This is a genomic window from Bacillus sp. AP50, assembly GCF_040492675.1.
GTDB lineage: Bacteria > Bacillota > Bacilli > Bacillales > Bacillaceae_G > Bacillus_A > Bacillus_A cereus.
Window position 1 is genome coordinate 1 of the sequence record NZ_JBEUTW010000595.1, and the last position, 1,382, is coordinate 1,382.

Genomic DNA, 1,382 nt, shown 5'->3' on the forward strand with positions numbered 1-1,382 from the left:
TTATTACAGTGGTCATGGGGACATCAAGTAAAACAAAACGTTTTACAGAGACAAATAAGTTAATGTCGTATGCATTTGGAGTAGTTAATTAAGTAAGTAAAATACGAATCTAGATCGCTACATAAGTAAGACTGTTTGTTGTTACTAATTTTAGATAACAACAAACAGTCTTTTTATTTTTATTTTAAAAAGGAAAAAGCTTCTAAATATAAGTGTTATTATTTGAGTTTGTTTGTTGCTGTGATATTATAAAGTTATAAGCTTATTAATAATAAGTTTGAGGGGCGTAATATGATATATACATATAAAATAGCCTCAATTGAAAATTGGAGGGAATTATGATGGCAAAAGATTTTTACTCAGCAATTGAAGACAGAAGATCTATTTATGCAATTAGTAAAGAGCAAGTAGTTTCTGATGAGAAAATTCAAGAAGTGATTTATCATGCTGTAAAACATACACCTTCAGCTTTTAATTCTCAAAGTGCTCGCGTTGTTGTTTTATTAGGAGAACAACATGATAAATTATGGGATATTACGAAAGAAACGTTACGAAAAATTGTACCTGAAAATAACTTTGCACCTACTGAAGAAAAAATGAATGCATTTAAAAGTGGTTATGGAACGGTTTTATATTTTGAAGACAGTGAAGTAGTGGAAAGCCTTCAAGCTAACTTTGCATTATATAAAGATAATTTCCCAACTTGGTCTCAGCAATCATCAGGAATGTTACAATTTGCAATTTGGACAGCTTTAGAAATTGAAGGGTTTGGTGCTACGTTACAGCATTACAATCCGCTAATTGATGAAGAAGTGAGAAAAGAGTGGGATGTTCCAGAGAATTGGAAACTTATTGCGCAAATGCCATTTGGTAAACCGGTAGTACATGCTGGTGAAAAAGAATTCCAACCGCTAGAGGACCGTGTGAAAATTTATAAATAATTTAAAAAGGTGAACAGGAATATAACCTGTTCACCTTTTTTATACGTAATAAGGGTTTTTTTGTCCTGCATTTTTCATCTGATTTTTTAATTCGTTTTTACGTGTTTCAATAGCTGATACTTTTTGTAATGTTATCATTGAAACGAATTGAATAAAAGCATAGTATAGCTCTATGTTTTTTTGTATTGGATCATCTATTATATTTCTCACAAATATGCCTCCTCTTTTTATTCCAATAAAACTCCGCATTAATGGGCAGCCCGAGTGGTGAGGGTTAATAATTAGCGGAGGATGTATAAAACCCTTCCTGATTAAAGTTTCATTTTATAAGGGAATGAAACTTTAATCAATTCGCTAAAATTCTTGTTTATTAAGATATGTATATAATACTATAAATATCCTATAAATTCCATTATAGGAAAAAGAGAACAGTTGATATAG

Annotated in this window: 2 protein-coding genes and 1 pseudogene; 2 read left to right on the forward strand and 1 reads right to left on the reverse strand. The window is 30.7% G+C overall.

Features of this window, described 5'->3' with window-relative positions; genetic code table 11:
* Together ABWK52_RS27060 and ABWK52_RS27065 are read left to right on the forward strand one after the other, a co-directional pair.
* Positions 1-92 (forward strand): annotated as a pseudogene (locus ABWK52_RS27060) (D-alanyl-D-alanine carboxypeptidase family protein); the annotation flags it as partial.
* 246 nt (positions 93-338) lie between these two features.
* The gene (locus tag ABWK52_RS27065; RefSeq protein ID WP_001987122.1) at positions 339-941 is read left to right on the forward strand and encodes a nitroreductase family protein; all 603 of its coding nucleotides are present in this window, start codon (positions 339-341) and stop codon (positions 939-941) included.
* A gap of 39 nt (positions 942-980) precedes the next feature.
* On the opposite strand, the gene ABWK52_RS27070 is transcribed toward ABWK52_RS27065, so the two are convergent.
* Positions 981-1,151, reverse strand: a complete 171-nt coding sequence (locus ABWK52_RS27070; protein WP_001244279.1) for a hypothetical protein — start codon at positions 1,149-1,151, stop codon at positions 981-983.
* Between the last annotated feature and the right edge of the window lie 231 nt (positions 1,152-1,382).